The sequence below is a fragment of the Allokutzneria oryzae genome (genome assembly GCF_042429765.1).
GTDB lineage: Bacteria > Actinomycetota > Actinomycetes > Mycobacteriales > Pseudonocardiaceae > Allokutzneria > Allokutzneria oryzae.
The window spans coordinates 104,512-119,044 of sequence record NZ_JBHLZU010000023.1; the positions used below are offsets into that span (position 1 = coordinate 104,512).

Below are 14,533 nucleotides of genomic sequence, written 5' to 3' on the forward strand. Positions count from 1 at the left end.
ACGCGCCCCGCCCCCTCCCCCTCCCGCTTTTCGCGTTTTGCCACCTAAACGCGAAATGGGAGCGCTCTCTTGCGCATCAAGGTGACAAAACGCGAAAACCTGACCGCGCGAGTGGCGTGGCGTGGGGGTACGGAACTCGGGCGCGTCAGCCGCGGTTCTCGATCTCGGCCGGCAGCTCGCCCCGTTTCACAGCGGCCACCAGCTCCGCATGGTCGGCTTCGGCGGTGTCGGCGTAGCGCACCGCGTAGCGGGTGATCGCCTGGTCGATCTCCTCATCGTCCCCGCAGTAGGCGGCGACCAGTCGTGGGTCAACCGAGCGGCAGTGCGCACGGGCCAGCAACGCGCCCGCGAGGCGGCCGTAGTCGTCGAGGTGGTCCTTGCGCAGTGCGGTCGGGTCGATGTCGCCCTTCATGTTGCGGAACTGGCGCACGATGTAGTGCCGACCGTCCACTGTGGTCCAGCCGAGCAGGATGTCCGTCTCGGCCTGCACCAGCCGCGTGCCCTCGACGACCCGCTTGCCCTCGTGCTCGTATGCCGGGACGTCCAGGTACTTGGCCAGGCAGGACGGGTTGGCCTGCTTCACCTGGAGTACCAGCGCGTCATCCTCGTTGCCGTGCAACAGGACCAGGTAGTTGCGCAGGCCCACGCTGCCGGTGCCGACCACCCGGAACGCCACGTCGGCCACCGCGTAGCGGGTGATCAGGTTGCGGCGGGACTCGCGCAGCGTGCCGACGTAGCTGCCCAAGCTCGCCGTGACGGCCCGCGCGACATCCCCGGTGACGTGCCGCAGCACCGGGAGGTTCTCCACGAAGCGCCACTGGTCGCGCTCGACCTGCCGGGTCCACTTGGCGGCGACCCTGCGGCTGGTGTTCTTGCGGGCCTTCTTGGCGGCCTTCGCGAAGTCGTCGAGCAGCTCGTCGGCCTTGAGCTTGCTGATCGTGGCGGCATCCGCGAGCGCGTTCCACGCCTCCAGGAAGGGCATCTCGGCCAGCCGGGCCATGGTCCTGCGGTAGGCGCGCACCGCATCCCCGGCGGCCTTGGCGCAGCCGTCCTCGGAGATCCCGCCATCGCGTCCGGCCAGCACCAGGCTGGCGGCCAGCCGCTTCAGGTCCCATTCCCACGGGCCGGGCACGGTCTCGTCGAAGTCGTTGACGTCCATGACGATCTGGCCCTCGCTGGTGCCGAAGAGCCCGAAGTTCGCGGCGTGGGCGTCCCCGCAGATCTGCGCGGTGATGCCGCTGTACGGGGTGGCGGCTAGGTCGTTGGCCATCAGCGCGGCCGAGCCGCGGAAGAAGGCGAACGGCGAGGCGATCATCCGCCCGACCCGCAACGGCACCAGCTCCGGCAGGCGCGCCGCGTTGCTGGCGTGCACGAACTCCACCGCCCCCGGCCGGCCCCTGCCGACCGCGGCGTGGTCGTGCAGCCTCGGCCGCACCTCCTCCCGCAGCGCCCGGCCGCGCTCGTACACCTCGTCGGGCCGCACCCAGGCTTGGAACATCGTGTCTGCGCTCTGCACATCGCCATCTTGCCCTCGCGGCTCGCCCGCTCCCACGCTCACGGCCCGACGACGGACGTGGGAAGGCTCTCAACGGCGAAGTGTTACGAAGGCGAGACCGCGCATCAGGGACTTGCACGAGACGCGGCCATATTCGTTGTGGGACAAGCAGAATCGTCGGCTAGCGTCACCGGGTGCCCGATGAAGCCCTGCTCCGCCTGTGGGAACAACGCTGGCCGTTGTGCCCGCCGATCGCCCACGAGCTGAAGTCCGCGTACCCGGACCGCTGGGTGCGTTTCCACAGCCTGCCGAAGTCCAAGCGCTACCCCGACACCGAAGCGGAGTACGCGGTCGTGCTGGGCCGGTACAACACCGTCCTGGACGAGCTTTTCCACGGCAAGGACGTCTACGTCATCACGCCCGACTGGTCCGGGACCGCACATCCAGGCCAGCGTCCGGACGATCACGCCCGATGGCTCCCGGGCGCCCGGCACTGGGTGTCGGTCCCCATCGGCGACGACCCGGAAGAGCCGTACTACACGCACCTGTTCGTCAGCCGGATCACTTGGCGGCGCGGAGAAGTCGACGAGCTGCTGCGCGCGGTCGCCGACGACGCCATCGCCGAGGTGATCATCACCGACGTCGATCTGCACCGAATCCACCACCCATACGACGGTGGTGCCGACGTCCTGCTCACCACGAGCGCCGAACGCGACCAGGTGCGCTCAAGGCACGCCGACTGGTTGTCGGCCCATCCCAACGGGCTCTAGCGCCTGTCCTGCAAGTCGTCCCGATCCCCCGAGCTGGCGCCGCCACCCCCGTGCACGCGTGGTCCCGCTGGCTGACGTGGTCGGGTTTTTCGCGTTTTGTAGGCATCTTGCGCAAAAGAGCGCTCCCAAATCGCATTAAGACTACAAAACGCGAAAATAGGGGGACGGGGGATGAGCGCGCCAGGGGGTGGTGAGGTGGTGTTACCTCGTGCGGGACTCCACCTAGCCGTGCCTGACCCAACCGGTGGCGGCGACCACTTCGCGCGCAATGTCCACGACGGGCCTCACGTCGGTCACCACTCGAACGGTGTCCGTGGGAGCGTGCCGGTCCAGTAGCCGCGCCTTGCGGACGCTGTTCTCGAACTCCCGCTCCATCTCTGAGCCCAGTTCCCGGCCCATCAACCTTTCGCGGGCAGTGGCATCAGAGGCGGTGAGCAAGACACGTACCATCCGCGTCCCGCTTCCCATGGCACGCTCGAACATTCCCGCGGTCTCGGACAACACGCTCGCAGTGTTCGTATAGATCAGGCGGCGGTAGCCCAGCCGAGCGTAGTTCGCCCACACAGCAGTCAGGTTGCTTTCAGTGATCCGCGAACGGTCCGGGTCTCCTGTGGGAGCCGGATGGACCTGACCCATGAAGTCCCCCTCGATGATCGCGTGAGGCACCGCCGCAGCACGCAGTTGCGCGGACACTTCCCACCCGACAGTCGTCTTGCCGACACCGGCTCGCCCTCCGATGAGCAGTACTTCCGCGCGATCCATGCGAGCAGCGTGCCAGCGCAGGACCGCTCAACGCGATTGGATAACGCCTCGTCGAATTTCCTTCACTTTCTCCCCGGAATGCGTGATCCAGCTCTCAGCCGCGCACGACAACCCGGAACGGGGCTCACCTCGTGATCCAGCGATGAGTCGACGACGACATTCGACTCGTTCTCACAATCCACTCACGGAGGAACTCGCATGGCATTGTCTCGTTTCGTCGCGGCGGGCGCGGGCGCCGCGATCTTCGCGGGCACGCTCCTCGCCGGACCTGCCACGGCAGCGGTCGCACCCACGACGCGCGCCGGCGCTCCCGGCGACTGCCCGGCGGGGCACTACTGCCTGTACGAGCAGCGGAACTACTCGGGCCTGAAGTACAAGTCGAACGCACTCGTCTGCGGCAGCGGCGGCGCGGCGGAGCTGAAGATCAAGCCGATGCTGCCGAACGGCGCCTACTCGCTCTACAACAACTCCGGCCTGGTCGTTGAGGTCTACAACGACAACGGTCGCCTGCTCTACCCGACCTTCACCGCATCCAGCGGCAACGGGGACATGGCCGGGTCGGCGAACGCGCAGAGCTTCCTCTGCGCGTACCGCTCCTAGCGCGGCGGTCGGGGCGGCGCGTCCACTGTGGACGCGCCGTCCCAACCGTTCAGGCGGTGCTCGCGTACGCCAGCAGGAACGTCTCGACCGCGGCCTCGGACACCGCACGCGCCTCGGCCACGGGAACCTCGCGGGTGCCGAGCCGGGAGCGCGTCTCCATCGGACCGGTGAGCAGCGCCAGGAACTGCTCCGCTGCCCGCACCGGGTCGCACCGGCGCAGGTGCCCGGACAGCGACAGCCGCGCCAACCGGTCGGCCAGGGCGTCGGCGAGCCGGTTGGAGGTGCGCTCCTGGACGAGCTCGACCAGGTCGGGGAAACGGGCGACCTGGGCGTAGGTCAGCCACCGCAGCGCACGGGAGCGCTCACCACAACAGGTCTGGAGCAGCCGGTGCGCCACGTCTCCCAGGACCGCGCGCAGGTCTTCACCGGGATCGCGCAACCGCTCGACGACGGCGAGGTTCTCCGCCATCACCGAGTCCGCGGCGGCCTCCATCGCGTGCCGGAACAGGTTTTCCTTGTCGCTGAGATGGTTGTAGACCGTGGGCTTGGCGACGCCCGCCTCTTCGGCGATCTCCCGCACGCACGCCTGCTCGTAGCCCCGGCGCGCGAAGACGGTGAAGGCGGCAGCCAGGATCGCCTGCCGCTTGTCGATGCGCCCTCGCGGGGCCGCACGCCCGCTCGAAGCCGTCACTCCCGTCACGCGCGGATGCTATCGCACTCGGTGGACCACTCGGTTGAACCTCGTGGTTCACTCAATCTCGCTCGGCGATGAACACGAACTCGCCCTCGGGCGATCGGGAGCTTCTCGCACGCGGCAGCCCCGCGCCACCAGGCTCGCCTCCACGTCGCCACGTCCGCGGAACCGCAGGGTGCCGTCCGAGATGACACAACCAGCGAAGAAACCCGTTGCCGCATAAAGAGAACGCGGTGGTGCGCGTCTCATCCTGGGACGAGCTGTTCACTCCAGTGTGAAAGCGTCGCGGACGAGAATCGGTCTCGCTACGTTGCGGCTCCCCAACGGCACTGCGACACACAGGGATGAACGTGAGCGCACCGCAGAACTGGCAGCACCACCAAGACTGGCACCAGTCAGGGTGGTCCCAGCAGCCACCCCGGAGGAGGCGCACGGGCTTGGTCTTGGGGATCGCGGTCGCGGTGGTCCTGCTCGTCGTCGCGGGCATTTTCGGCAAGCTCTACCTGGACTACATCGAGCAGCCGGGCAAGGGGCCGGGCGAGCAGCCCGTCGCGCAGTGCAACCTCAGCTCCGGGCTCCGGCAGCTGGCACGGGTCAGCAGCTTCCGACTCGCGATCCCTCCCGCCACCGCGCGCACCATGAAGCACAGCAGCTGCGTCTGGGAGCAGACCGCCGGCAAGGACGGCAAGGACACCCGGGGCCTGCGGATCCACGTCTACGACTACCGCGATGCCAACCGCACCCGCGTGCGGAACCTGGAGCAGGCCAAGGGCACCTACACCAGCTACGCCAAGAGTCCGGTGATCAGCGACCGGGGCAGGCCGCTGGAGGGCACCGCCGAGGAGGCGACGTTCGTGCTTCCGAGCGGAGGGAAAGCAGACCTCACCGAGGTGGACCTGGTGGCGCGCAAGGGAGAGGTCGTCCACCTGATCGCGTACTTCGGGCACGACAAGGGCCTCTTCAGCAACTCCGAGTTCCCCACAGCGGACGCCGAGGACGTCGTGCGCAAGGTCGCCGAGGAACTGGTCGCCGAGCAGCCTGCGAGGAACAGCCCCACGCAGAATTAGGGTAACACCTGTTACGCTAATGGTGCGCGGAGATCCGACCTGGCCCGCCGCCGTGGCCCCAACCCGGGAGGTAGTTGATGACGGCCGCTCGGACGGCTATCACCGTGCGCGGCACCAGACTGTCCTTTGTAGACTTCGGTGGCCCCGGGGCGCCGCTTCTGGCTCTGCACGGTCATTTCGGCCGCGCTCGGATGTGGTTCCGGATCGCCGCCGAGCTCGCGCCCTCGTACCGCGTCATCGCCCTGGAGCAACGTGCGCACGGAACCAGCGAGCGCGGCGCCGACCTGCACCCGGACTCCTACGTCGCCGACGCCGCGGCGTTCGCGCGGAAGCTGGGACTCGGCCCGATGCCGGTCGTCGGCCACTCCATGGGCGGGGTCATCGCCTTCCGGCTGGCCGCAGTGGAACCGGGTCTGGTCAGCGCGCTTGTGGTGATCGACTCAGACGCGAGCACCGAACCGCCGGTCCTGGACCTGACGGGCTGGCCCCGGCGCTCGGACACGCTGGAGGAGCTGAGGAGCGGCATTGAGGCGCTCGGCATCCCCGTCGCCGACTACTTCCTGGAGAGCGCCGTCGAGTACGAGGACGGGTGGGGGCTGCTGTTCGACTACGACGACATGATGGAGTCGCAGCGCGCCCTGCTCGGCGACCGGTGGGCGGAGTGGCTGTCCTCGTCGGCGTGCCCGGCGCTGCTGGTCAACGGCGGGGACAGCATGCTGCTGAGCACCGAGACCGCGAGGGAGATGGCCCGGCGGCGGCCGAACACCAGGCTCGCGGTCTTTCCCGGCCGGGGGCACTGGGTGCACGACGAGGACCCTGCCGGGGTGGGCGCGGCGATCCGCGGCTTCCTCGACGAGACCGCCGGACCGGTCCACTAGGCTGGCCGGTCGGAGGTGGCGGCGTGGCGCGGACCGCGGACCCGGCCCGACGGGTCGAACTGATCGACGAGATCATCGGCAAGCTGGCCGAGACCGGCATCGCGCAGTTCTCGCTGCGCACACTCGCCGCCGCGCTCGGCCGGTCGACCCGCGTGCTCACCCACCACTTCACCGACAAGAACGCGTTGCTGCGGGCCGTCCTGGAGCGGCTCGACGAGCTGCAGCACCAGGCGCTCGCGGCCACCCCCGGCTGGACCGACCCAGCGGTCGGTGTCGGCGCGATCGTCCGCGACGCCTGGCAGCGACACCTGCGCGACGGCGAGATCGCGAGGACGCGGCTGGTCCACGAGATCGAAGGGCTGGCCGCGGCCGGACGGCTGACCGACCACGTGCCCTTGTTCGTCAGCGGACGAGCCCGCTTCGTCGCCGACGCCCTCGTGCTGCGCGGCCTGTCCCCCGAGGACGCGCTGGTCAAGGCCACACTGCTCAACAACGCCTACGCCGGGGTGCAGACCGATCACCTCATCACCGGCGACGTCGGCCGGACCAGCGCCGCCCTGGAGCTGCTCTGCGCGCTCGCCGACGGGTGGACCCGGGTCTGAGGCCGTGAACCCCGGCCGCGGTCAGGGGTTCCAGACCATCGTCTGCTGGTGCAGCCGCTTGCCGTCGTGCCTGATGCCGGGCACCAGCGGGGTCGGACCGTGCTTGGTGAAGCCCATCCGCTCGAAGAACCGCACCGCCCGGGTGTTCTCGCACAGGGTCTGGAGATGGCATCCGGGCGAGCCGGTCTCGCGGAGGCGGTCCAGCCAGTGGTTCATCAGCCCGTCGGCTGCACCGGTCCCCCGCGCCCGTGGCTCCACGTTGATGTGCAGGTGCGCCGGCCACCGGGGATCGTAGAAGTCCTTCGGGGTCGGCTGCCGCCGGATCGCGGCCCCCGCCATGTCGAGCATGCTGCGGGCGAAGAAGGCCGCGGGTCCGCGCCGGAGCGTCAACCGGTGCTTCTTGATGGCCAGTGCCATGCGTTCGCTCTCGCTGGGCAGCGCCGAGCCGTCCGGACACCCCGTCAGGTAACCGACCAGCGCACCGTCGGCGACGGCGAGGAACAGCGAGTCCGCCACCAGGTCCATGTAGGGATCGAGGTAGACGGCGGCCTCGGATTCCGTGTGCCCCCACAGGGAAGCGGTCGGAGAGCCCTCGCCCGCGCGGTGGAAGAGCTCGCGCAGCTCCGCGCGGTCGGTCTCGGTGAACGTGCGGATCTCCATAGTGCCCCCGTGTCTTCGCCTAGAGTTCGTCGTCGCGGTTCAGCAGGGCGAGGTCCTGCGGCACCAGCGTGGTGGACGGCAGCAGGTTATCGAGACCCCGCCCCGGCACAGCCGGGTGCGCACAGACGACCATGTGCTCGACCCGCTTGGGGGTCCAGCCGTCGCCGGGGGCGAGCTGGTCGGCGGCCTGCCGCCAGGACAGCGGTTGCGGCTGGGTCACGTCGCAGCGCCGGGACGCCGGGCGCAACCCGTCGGCTCCGCTCCAACAGGTGCTCCCGACCGCTGGAGGCACGCACGAACAGCGGGGTGTGGCCGTCTGTCAGCGGGAGCAGCTCCTCGTCGGGAAAGAGCAGCCGGGAGGCGGGCATCCGGATCGGCAGCCTTCCGGTGTTGCCGGCCCACCACCGCGATCCCCTGTTGACCAGCTCGCCGACGCGCACGTGCACCTCACACCGGTTGCGGCCGAAGGTGATCGTGCGACGCTCGCTCGGCCGCGCCGCGACGCCACCGGAGGAGACCAGCGCGTAGCTGGTGCCCGGCGCGGCGGCGGCCAGCGCGCGGATGTCGTCGCTTCCCATCGGGTCCTCCATGGTCACGTCGCCAGGAGCCGGGCGAACCCAGCCCCGGAGCCGGTACCTACCGGCGATCAGCGTCCCCGAAAGCACCCGGTACTCCTCACAGCCGCAGCGTGTGCGGTTGACCGTCCTACATCTCGGGAGCCCTCCCGGGCCCCGTTACTACCTTCCGCCTCATGACCAGTTGGAACTGCCGCGCTGGCGGCACCAAGGAAGATGGCTGTAGGCACGGCACAGAAGCTCGCCAAGGCGTTGGCGAGCGCCAAACCGGGAGCCGTTCGCCCGTCCACTGTGGACGATGTGGCGGTGCACTTCCGGACTTCCAGCTCCGACAACGCGTTCCAGCGCTAGGCCTCAACGACTCCGACCTCGGCGACTCCAGGGGCTACGCCATCAACGCGACTGACCGGTGAGCACACCGTCCAGCACGTGCTGCTCCGCAGCACCAACCTTTGATCCAAGGAGATGAGCTATGCGCACCAGGTCACTCGTCGGCATCGCAACGGTGCTGATCACCCTCGTCGGCGCAACCCCCGCCAACGCCGCCTCCCGCCTCGTCATCACCGAGGGCGGCACGCCGGAGAGCCCGCGCGTCTACGACGGCACCGGCAAGCTGGTCGGCGGTATCGACATCAAGGCCAGCAACGTCATCGTGCGCAACTACACGATGACCAAGCCGACGGCACCGGGAATCCGCGCGCAAGGCAACAACATCACGCTCGAAGCCAACGTCATCACCAACCCGGTCAACGGTGACGGCGACGGCATCCGCTTCTTCGGCGACAACATCAAGATCCTGCGCAACACGATCAGCGGCACGAGCAACAAGTACGGCCACGCGGACTGCATGCAGACCTACGCGACGAACACCCCGGGCAGCAACAACGTGCTGATCGAGGGCAACCGTTGCGAGAAGATCGACAACATGTGCCTCATGGCCGAGGGCCCGAACGAGGGTGAGGGCAGCGGCAAGGGGCACAGCACGCACTTCACGATCCGGGGAAACTTCTGCGAGACCCTCAAAGCCGCGCAGGCCCTGATGTTCGAGGACATCCAGCACGCCACCATCACCGGCAACGAGTTCGCGGCCTCGCCGACCAAGGCGATCGGGCTGGCCATCAAGTCCACCCACGCCACGGTGAGCGACAACAAGGTCAGCTCCGGAATCCGCTACGAGGTCGGCATCGACAAGTCCTCGATGGAGGGCTACAAGGGCCCCAAGCCCGGCGGCAAGCCCTGACGCGTCACCGGGGCCGGACGACGCGAGTCCGGCCCCGACTCGTCCCGTGTCTCGCTTGGACCTTGGCGGGTCCTCGAACGTCGATGAGTTGTCGCGACGACTGATGCCCGACGAGCTGCGGGCGATGTTCACGGCGATCGTGTTCGTGATGGCCAGTGGCTGCGCGTGGCACGCCCTGTCCTCCCCAAGGACTGAGGTGTCCGCGGCCACCCTCAACGACCACCTCGCACCGGAAACCCCGGCCACCGCGATCCCCGCCGTACACCCTGTTCCATTTCAGACACCCCTGGTCGCCTGCCCGACTTCAGCTCTAGTGCCACGTCCGCCAACAGCGAAAGAATCGGCGCTATTTCACCCCATAGAGCCATGATCACTATTTTTCGGCAAGTAGAATAGCAATATGACCCCGGATGAGACCCTCGATGCCATCGAGGATGCCTACCGCGCGGTGAATCGCGCGCACGCGGTCCTGGCGCGCTGTCTCGCCGAATTGGTGGTCAGCACGGATTTCGCGGAGTATCCGTATCTCGGGGATGAGGTCGGGGCGTTGTTGTCGATTTCCTCGCGCAAGGCCAGCACCCTGATTAACCACGCCGAGAACCTCGCCTCCCGTCCGGCCGTGCTCGCCGCCTTGGAGGAGGGGCGGATCGATCAGGGCAAAGCCCTGCTGATCGTGGACCAGTTGGAGCCGTTGACCGCTGTGCAGGCGGAGATCGTGGAAGCGGTGCTGATCGAGTACGCCCGGACCCACCACTACAGCCGGATCCGGCAGCACGCCCAACGCCTGATCGCCAAGCTCGACCCGGAAGCAGCCGCGCGGCGGCACGAGGAGAAGAAGCGCACCCGGCAGGTGGAGAAACTCAACCTCGACGACGCGATGTGTGCGTTGCGGTTCCAGTTCACCGCCGTCCAAGGAGCCCTGGTCTGGGACCGGATCGACCGCATCGCCCAAGGCCTCGGCGAGGATGAGCGCACCATGGACCAACGCCGCGCCGACGTCGCCTTCGACCTGCTCATGGGCAAGGAAACGGGTGCACCCCAGGGGGAGGTCAAGGTCCTGGTCACCCTCCCCGCCACGACGTTGATGGGGATGGACCAGGAACCGGGGATGCTCGCGGGTTACGGGCCGATCCCGGCCGACGTGGCGAGGGACATCGCCGCGGGTGGCACCTGGAAGCGGATCCTCACCGACCCCGTCACCGGGGTAGCGGTGGACGTGGGCCGCACGAACTACCGTCCCTCAGCCGCCCTCGCCGACCTCGTCCGGGCCCGCGATGTCACCTGTGTGGCGATCGGCTGTCGCCAACCGGCGCACCGCTGCGATCTGGATCATTGCGAACCCTTCGACGGCACCAACACCATCGCGGATGACCTCGGTGCGAAATGCCGACGACATCATGCGATGAAGCACCACACGCGGTGGAAACGAACCCAGCTCCCCGGCGGTATCCATATCTGGACCACGCCGATGGGACGCACCTATGTCCGGGAACCGGAGCCGATAGCGGATCCCACTCCCCCGTTTTAAACCCGACCCCGGCTAGCCGCCACCACTAGAGGTGAGCGGGCTAGCGGTAGTGGATACCCAAGGAAATCCGCACCCAAGTCCGGAAGAATTATCCGAGGGCAACCCGACGAAGTCGGGGCGGCAGCCCAGCCTTCAACATCACATGAGGCGCGGGCGTCGTAGGCGGAGTCCGCGTGCAGCTCAGCGGCGGCGGGAGCGGACACGCGGGATCGCGGTGATCATGGTTTCGGCGGCGAGGTGGTCGTTGAGGTTGGCCGCGGAGACCCCGATGACCAACGGCAGGCCGTTGCGGTCGGACAAGGCGTGGATCTTCGAGCCGATCTTGCCCCGGTCGGTCGGGTTCGGACCGGTCAGCGATCCCCCTTTTTCGCCCGCACAGACGCCGCGTCGAACACCGCCCGGGACCAGTCGATCATCCCCTGGGAACCGAGCTCGTCCAGCACCGCCCGGTGCAGCTTCGCCCACAGCCCGGCCCTGGTCCAGGTGGTGAACCACCGGTGCGCGGTAGGCACCGCGACCCCGAACGAGGGCGGCAGATGCCGCCACGCGCACCCACTGGTCAACACGAACACGATCGCGGTGAACACCGCCCGGGGCTCGGTCACCGCGCGCCCACCACCCTGCGGGCGTTGCCCCGCCGGAGGGATCAACGGTTCCACCAACACCCACAACTCATCCGGCACCAGCCGCCGCGACAACTCATCCACGACCGACAAGCATGCCCCAGCATCACCCACAGGCCAAACGAGACACGCCCTCATTGCGCGGTGAATCCCGTGCACGAGGCCCTGGCAGGCCGTCTCGCCGATGCGGTGTCCAGCATGGATCTCGGCGCTTCCGATGGGACCAATCCGGTGGCCGCGCAGCCGCGAATCGACGGCCACGCGCGCTATTCCAGCGACGCCAGGGCCTCCGCCAGGCTGTCCCGCACCTGCTGCGAGACCTGCTGTCCACGGGGGACGGTCTCCACCAACATGATCAGGTACAGGTAGACGCGGTAGAGGGCGATGCGGGTGCGGGTCGACTCGTCGAACACGAGCACACCCCCGGCCTGGCGGTACCCGGTCAGGAACGCCTCGTCTCGCTCGATGTCGCCGAACAGGGCCAGCGAGGCCATGTCCGCCAACGGGTCTCCCCAGAACGAGCGCTCGCCGTCGATGAGCGCGCTGATCTGCGGCGTGCCGCGCGAGGAGTCGATCAGCACGTTGCCCGGCCACAGGTCGAAGTGGACCAGCGCGGGCGTGACGACCTCGTCCAGCACGTCCGCCTTCGCCGCGACCCGCCCACGGATCTCCGGCACCTCGACACCGAAACGGGCCGCGTCGGCCAGGGCGGAGTCCAGCATGCCCAGGAACGCGTCCCGCCAGCTGTTCGCGAGCCCGCGCTGCGGGTAGCCGAACCTCCTGCCGGTCAGGCGGTGCAGGTCCGCGACCACGCGGCCGAGCTCGGCGCGCAGGCGGGCCTGGTCCTCCGGGCCGATCTTCTCGCGCAGGGAGTGCCAGGTGATGCCCGGGACCTCCTCCACGAGCAGGTAGCCCTCGCCGCCGTGCCGGACGTGCGGCACCGGGACGCCGCCGGTCTCGGCCACGCGGTAGAACAGCTCTTCGGTCACGAGCAGCGCGATCTCGTAGCTCATCCTCGGCGCCGACGCGGGCGGTTCGACCTTCAGCACCAGACGGGCGCCGTCGACCATGACGAGCCGGTAGACCGAGTTGTAGAAGCCGTCGGTCAGCTGTTCCTGTGAGGCCACGTCGGCGGGGGAGATTCCAGCCAGGGCCAGCGGCGCGGTCATGGCGGCCAGCCTAGCCCGATCTTCACTGGCGCCGACGGCTACCGACCGTGACGCGCTGGATCACCGCAACGCCGGACGCCGTGACCCGAGTGGCCAGTTGCCGCGGCCCCGCTCCCTCGACCAGCCTAGGTCCTTCGTCTGCCCCGGACCGCCGAAAGGATCAGGCCATGGCGAGTGAGCTGCAGCGACGGAAGATCAGTGGAGTGTTCGCCGCCATGGACGCCGACGGTGACGGGCTGCTGGAGGAGTCGGACTTCCAGGCGCTCACCGACCGCTGGACCGCGATCCGCGGCGCCGAGCAGGGCAGCGAGGCCCACGCGCGGCTGACCTCGGTGATGATGGGCTGGTGGGCGACGCTGCTGGCCGTCTCCGACCCGGCGCGCGACGGGGACAAGGTGACGCTGGAGGACGTCCTCGCCGTGGTCGACCGGCTCGGCTCGATGACCGAGGTGGTCACCGGAACCGCGCACACGATGTTCGACGCGGTCGACGAGAACAGCGACGACGAGATCTCCCCTGCCGAGTACCGCCAGATGATCGAGGGCTGGACCGGCACGGCGACCGACACCGACGAGATCTTCGCGCTGCTGGACAGCAACGGCGACGGCAGGCTCTCCCGCGCGGAGTTCGCCGTCCTGTGGACCGAGTTCTGGGCGGGCGACTCCCCCGACGCGCCCGGCAACCTGATCTTCGGCCACTACGACTAGGTCCCGCGCGTCGTCCCAGTACCTCAACGCGCCCACCACCTCCGTCCCGCGCCACGGCGCACACGGGCCGGCGCGGTCGGGTTCTCGCGTTTTGTCACCTTCTTGCGCGAAAGAGCGCTCCCATATCGCATTTAGGTGACAAAACGCGAAAAGAGGAGGTGGGTGATGGGCTCTGAGGCGGAGGCGGAGACGGAGACGGAGGCGGCGAGGTGGTGCCGCGACGTGCAGGAGACGACCGAGGACCTGTCCCGCCAGTCCTCCGGTGCGGCGTTGACCCCCGTTTCGTCCTCGTAGAACCCCGGCTATGAGTTCGAAGCGGGATGCCAGGGGCACGCACGACACCACTAGGAGCGGGCCCTGCGCACGGCGACCTCGACGCCGTCGAGCACCGTCTCCAGGCCAGCGCGGTAGGTCTCTCGCGCCTCCTGCTCCAGGTACGGCACGGTCTCGTCCTCCAGCTGGAAGGCGCGCTCCGACTCCAGTTTCGTCATCATCGGGTACCGCGAGGCGAAGTCCGGCGCGACCTCCTCCAGTAGCGAGGAGCGGGTCAGCCACCACTCGTCGTCGGAGACACCGGTCTCGGCCTGGGCCTTCCGGGACTCGGCGACGATCCGCACCGCTCCGCGCACGAAGTTGTTCAGCGTGCCGACCAGCCGCCGCACGTCCTTCGCGGGCAGTCCGGCCCCGTAGAGGATGACCAGCAGCGTCTCCAGTGCCTGGAACTCGTTCGGACCGAGGACCGAGCGCGCCTGCGAGACCTGGAGCATCCACGGGTGCCGGAGGTAGAAGTCCCAGTTGTCCCCCGCCCACGCCGTGACGGCCGAGCGCCAGTCGGCGTGCTCGGAGTAGTCGGTGGGCAGTTCGGCGAGCGTGCGGTCGTACATGAGGTCGACCAGCTCGTTCTTGTTCGACACGTAGGTGTAGAGCGCCATGGCGGTGCGGCCCAGCTTCTCGCCGACCGCGCGCATCGACAGCCCCTCCATGCCTTCGGCGTCGGCGAGGGCGATCCCGGCATCGACGATCTTCTCGACGGACAGCGCGGGCTTGGGTCCCGGACTCGTCCGCACCGCCTCCGAGCTACCGGTACGCCACAGCAACCCCATCGACCGACGGGCGTCGCCCTGCCCGGCGTAGACCACCATTTGCATCTCCTTACACCCTAA

The 14,533-nt window shown here is 68.6% G+C and carries 17 protein-coding genes and 1 pseudogene; 10 read left to right on the forward strand and 8 right to left on the reverse strand.

Annotation, left to right across the window (positions count from 1 at the left end; genetic code table 11):
* Window positions 1–145 precede the first annotated feature (145 nt).
* Window positions 146–1,498: a DUF2252 domain-containing protein gene (locus ACFFQA_RS27325; RefSeq protein WP_377858499.1), complete on the reverse strand. Its 1,353-nt coding sequence runs from the start codon at window positions 1,496–1,498 to the stop codon at window positions 146–148.
* Between the two features lie 191 nt (window positions 1,499–1,689).
* Here ACFFQA_RS27325 and ACFFQA_RS27330 point away from each other — a divergent pair, with 191 nt between their 5' ends.
* On the forward strand, window positions 1,690–2,265 hold the full coding sequence (locus tag ACFFQA_RS27330; RefSeq protein ID WP_377858232.1) for a DUF3885 domain-containing protein: 576 nt from the start codon (window positions 1,690–1,692) through the stop codon (window positions 2,263–2,265).
* Window positions 2,266–2,487: 222 nt separating this feature from the next.
* Here the strand turns inward: ACFFQA_RS27330 and ACFFQA_RS27335 are convergent, their stop codons facing one another.
* Window positions 2,488–3,027, reverse strand: a complete 540-nt coding sequence (locus ACFFQA_RS27335; RefSeq protein ID WP_377858234.1) for an AAA family ATPase — start codon at window positions 3,025–3,027, stop codon at window positions 2,488–2,490.
* A 198-nt stretch (window positions 3,028–3,225) separates the two neighbouring features.
* Here ACFFQA_RS27335 and ACFFQA_RS27340 point away from each other — a divergent pair, with 198 nt between their 5' ends.
* Window positions 3,226–3,627: a peptidase inhibitor family I36 protein gene (locus ACFFQA_RS27340; protein WP_377858237.1), complete on the forward strand. Its 402-nt coding sequence runs from the start codon at window positions 3,226–3,228 to the stop codon at window positions 3,625–3,627.
* A gap of 49 nt (window positions 3,628–3,676) precedes the next feature.
* Here ACFFQA_RS27340 and ACFFQA_RS27345 read toward each other — a convergent pair whose 3' ends face one another.
* Window positions 3,677–4,327: a TetR/AcrR family transcriptional regulator gene (locus ACFFQA_RS27345; RefSeq protein ID WP_377858239.1), complete on the reverse strand. Its 651-nt coding sequence runs from the start codon at window positions 4,325–4,327 to the stop codon at window positions 3,677–3,679.
* A 431-nt stretch (window positions 4,328–4,758) separates the two neighbouring features.
* Between ACFFQA_RS27345 and ACFFQA_RS27350 the strand changes: the two genes are divergently transcribed.
* The 3 genes from ACFFQA_RS27350 to ACFFQA_RS27360 all read left to right on the forward strand — a co-directional run bounded on the left by ACFFQA_RS27350 (window position 4,759) and on the right by ACFFQA_RS27360 (window position 6,868).
* On the forward strand, window positions 4,759–5,388 hold the full coding sequence (locus ACFFQA_RS27350) for a hypothetical protein (RefSeq protein WP_377858242.1): 630 nt from the start codon (window positions 4,759–4,761) through the stop codon (window positions 5,386–5,388).
* A gap of 77 nt (window positions 5,389–5,465) precedes the next feature.
* Window positions 5,466–6,266 carry an alpha/beta fold hydrolase gene (locus tag ACFFQA_RS27355; RefSeq protein ID WP_377858245.1) on the forward strand — a complete coding sequence of 267 codons (801 nt, stop codon included), beginning with the start codon at window positions 5,466–5,468 and terminating at the stop codon, window positions 6,264–6,266.
* 23 nt (window positions 6,267–6,289) lie between these two features.
* The gene (locus ACFFQA_RS27360) at window positions 6,290–6,868 is read left to right on the forward strand and encodes a TetR/AcrR family transcriptional regulator (protein WP_377858248.1); all 579 of its coding nucleotides are present in this window, start codon (window positions 6,290–6,292) and stop codon (window positions 6,866–6,868) included.
* A 21-nt stretch (window positions 6,869–6,889) separates the two neighbouring features.
* On the opposite strand, the gene ACFFQA_RS27365 is transcribed toward ACFFQA_RS27360, so the two are convergent.
* Window positions 6,890–7,528, reverse strand: a complete 639-nt coding sequence (locus ACFFQA_RS27365; protein ID WP_377858250.1) for a GNAT family N-acetyltransferase — start codon at window positions 7,526–7,528, stop codon at window positions 6,890–6,892.
* 86 nt (window positions 7,529–7,614) lie between these two features.
* Window positions 7,615–8,193, reverse strand: a complete 579-nt coding sequence (locus ACFFQA_RS27370) for a hypothetical protein (RefSeq protein ID WP_377858251.1) — start codon at window positions 8,191–8,193, stop codon at window positions 7,615–7,617.
* A 126-nt stretch (window positions 8,194–8,319) separates the two neighbouring features.
* On the opposite strand from ACFFQA_RS27370, the gene ACFFQA_RS27375 reads away from it, so the two are divergent.
* The 3 genes from ACFFQA_RS27375 (at window position 8,320) to ACFFQA_RS27385 (ending at window position 10,871) form a co-directional block, all read left to right on the forward strand.
* Window positions 8,320–8,454, forward strand: coding sequence for a hypothetical protein (locus ACFFQA_RS27375; RefSeq protein WP_377858253.1), 135 nt, complete (start codon window positions 8,320–8,322; stop codon window positions 8,452–8,454).
* A 121-nt stretch (window positions 8,455–8,575) separates the two neighbouring features.
* Window positions 8,576–9,343: a right-handed parallel beta-helix repeat-containing protein gene (locus ACFFQA_RS27380; protein ID WP_377858256.1), complete on the forward strand. Its 768-nt coding sequence runs from the start codon at window positions 8,576–8,578 to the stop codon at window positions 9,341–9,343.
* 400 nt (window positions 9,344–9,743) lie between these two features.
* Complete coding sequence (locus ACFFQA_RS27385) at window positions 9,744–10,871, forward strand: HNH endonuclease signature motif containing protein (protein WP_377858258.1); 1,128 nt, start codon at window positions 9,744–9,746, stop codon at window positions 10,869–10,871.
* 186 nt (window positions 10,872–11,057) lie between these two features.
* Here ACFFQA_RS27385 and ACFFQA_RS27390 read toward each other — a convergent pair.
* Window positions 11,058–11,632 (reverse strand): annotated as a pseudogene (locus tag ACFFQA_RS27390) (IS5 family transposase); the annotation flags it as partial.
* Between the two features lie 128 nt (window positions 11,633–11,760).
* Window positions 11,761–12,663 (reverse strand): phosphotransferase family protein, encoded by a 903-nt coding sequence (locus tag ACFFQA_RS27395; RefSeq protein WP_377858260.1) that lies wholly within the window; start codon window positions 12,661–12,663, stop codon window positions 11,761–11,763.
* A gap of 167 nt (window positions 12,664–12,830) precedes the next feature.
* Between ACFFQA_RS27395 and ACFFQA_RS27400 the strand changes: the two genes are divergently transcribed.
* Window positions 12,831–13,370 carry an EF-hand domain-containing protein gene (locus tag ACFFQA_RS27400; protein WP_377858262.1) on the forward strand — a complete coding sequence of 180 codons (540 nt, stop codon included), beginning with the start codon at window positions 12,831–12,833 and terminating at the stop codon, window positions 13,368–13,370.
* Between the two features lie 165 nt (window positions 13,371–13,535).
* Window positions 13,536–13,664, forward strand: a complete 129-nt coding sequence (locus tag ACFFQA_RS27405) for a hypothetical protein (RefSeq protein WP_377858265.1) — start codon at window positions 13,536–13,538, stop codon at window positions 13,662–13,664.
* A gap of 50 nt (window positions 13,665–13,714) precedes the next feature.
* On the opposite strand, the gene ACFFQA_RS27410 is transcribed toward ACFFQA_RS27405, so the two are convergent.
* Window positions 13,715–14,512, reverse strand: a complete 798-nt coding sequence (locus ACFFQA_RS27410) for a TetR/AcrR family transcriptional regulator (RefSeq protein ID WP_377858268.1) — start codon at window positions 14,510–14,512, stop codon at window positions 13,715–13,717.
* Between the last annotated feature and the right edge of the window lie 21 nt (window positions 14,513–14,533).